A 1,234-nucleotide genomic window follows, 5' to 3' on the forward strand; every position below is an offset into this window, starting at 1 on the left:
CAGGTCGACAACGAGACCACCATCCTCATGGGCCACACCCGCTGGCGCACCCGGGGCAACGAGTTCAACAACCGCAACAACCATCCCATCCGGGCCGGGATCGTCATCGGCACTCACAACGGCACCATCTACAACGCCGATTATCTGTTCCGCCGCCTTAGGCTGCCGCGCTACGCAGAGGTGGACAGCGAGCTGATCTTCCGTCTGGCCGACCGCTTCGCGCCAGAAGGCCCCATCGACCAGGAGGGGCTGAAGAAGGCGCTTGCCCTCTGTCGCGGCCAAATGAGCGCCGTGCTGACCTCACGCCTCGACCCCGGCACCATCACCGTGCTCAAGGGCAACAAGCCACTCTGCCTGCGCATCCACCGCCAGCACCGGGTGGTGCTCTACGCCTCGGACGACGCCTTTATCGACTTTGCCGTGGCCAACGAGAAGGGCTGGCGCGAGCTGGAGGTGCCGCCCATGACCATGCTCACCATCCGCCACGCGGATGTGCGGGCCATCGAAAACAGCGAATTCCGCTTCATACCCCAGGAGCGCAAAGGGACACTGCCCGAAGGAGTGAATGCATGAACATTGGAGACAGCGTAAAACTGAACACAAACCGGAAGACAGTCCCGAGACCATCCTCCGGCTCTTCGTCTACGGCACCCTGAAACGGGGCTACTGGAACCATCAACGTTTCTGCGCCCAGGCCCGCAGTATCGAACCGGCCGTGGTCTGGGGCAGGCTCTACCATCTCCACGCCGGGTTCCCGGCCCTCGAGGTGCCGGAGGGACTGATCCTTGCCCGGGGCACCGCCGATCCACTGGCGGACGCCCGCAGGCAGCAGGAGATCGGCACGCAGCGCTTCGGTCGCCCGACCGGAGACTGGGATCTGATCCATGGGGAACTGGTGACCTTCACCGATCCGCAGCGCGATCTGCCGCCCATCGACCGGCTGGAAGGCTTTCGGCCCGGCGGCCACAGCATGTACCAGCGGGTGATGGTGGCGGTGCTGTGCGGGCGCACCTCGATTCCAGCCTGGACCTACTGGATGCCCCATGTTGAAAACGGCACCCGGCTTGACACCGGCGTCTGGCATCGAGCGTGATAGAAAAAAATCGGCTCAAATCGGTAAAGATCGTTTGACATAGCACATAGTGCCTTTGTATATTGATGGAGCTTTTTAACCTGGGAGAGGTGCGTCCAGTCTCTCCCGTTTCGCCTCTGGCGGACGTGGCAAACAACCAAA

The 1,234-nt window shown here is 62.4% G+C and carries 2 protein-coding genes; both read left to right on the top strand.

The genetic code is table 11. The annotated features are described in order from the left end of the window. Positions 1-573 (top strand): glucosamine 6-phosphate synthetase (locus E0765_RS02590; RefSeq protein WP_132811672.1); only part of this gene is annotated, 573 nt, incomplete at its 5' end. Then, positions 566-1,093 carry a gamma-glutamylcyclotransferase gene (locus tag E0765_RS02595; RefSeq protein WP_223175663.1) on the top strand — a complete coding sequence of 176 codons (528 nt, stop codon included), beginning with the start codon at positions 566-568 and terminating at the stop codon, positions 1,091-1,093. The genes E0765_RS02590 and E0765_RS02595, both read left to right, overlap by 8 nt. Positions 1,094-1,234 lie beyond the last annotated feature (141 nt).

It is taken from the genome of Sulfuricurvum sp. IAE1, from assembly GCF_004347735.1.
Taxonomy (GTDB): domain Bacteria; phylum Campylobacterota; class Campylobacteria; order Campylobacterales; family Sulfurimonadaceae; genus Sulfuricurvum.